Consider the following 416-nt stretch of genomic DNA (forward strand, 5'->3'; position numbering starts at 1 on the left):
ATTTCGACCTGTGCATGCAGTATCCGAGCGGCTTCTACAAGCCCGTGGGCGTCGTCCAGAACTACTCAGATCAGCTGCGGCTGGCGGCATTCGGCTACCTCATGGACCAGACGGCCAGTGAAGCCGGTGGCCGCTACGGCGGGGTGCTGCGCGCGCCGATGAAGTATGTGGGCCAGAAAAACTTCGATGCGCTGGGGCGCGAGGAGGCCGCCCCGAATGCCAGGGCCGAATGGGATGCCGATACCGGTGTCTTCAAGAAAAATCCCGAATCCGACACGGTGTTCGGTGTCAGCGGGGTCGTCAATTATCTGAATCAGTTCGGACGGACCGGGCCGGTGCCGGGACGGTACAAGAAATTCGATCCCGTGGGCGAGCTGTATTACCAATCGCTGCGTTACATGCAGGGCCTTCCGCCC

At 61.3% G+C, this 416-nt stretch carries 1 protein-coding gene; it reads left to right on the forward strand.

The window, feature by feature from the left end; genetic code table 11:
* The coding region (locus tag FJV41_RS57545) for a hypothetical protein (RefSeq protein WP_220138045.1) at positions 1-416 on the forward strand (416 nt) is incomplete at both ends.

It is taken from the genome of Myxococcus llanfairpwllgwyngyllgogerychwyrndrobwllllantysiliogogogochensis, from assembly GCF_006636215.1.
GTDB lineage: Bacteria > Myxococcota > Myxococcia > Myxococcales > Myxococcaceae > Myxococcus > Myxococcus llanfairpwllgwyngyllgogerychwyrndrobwllllantysiliogogogochensis.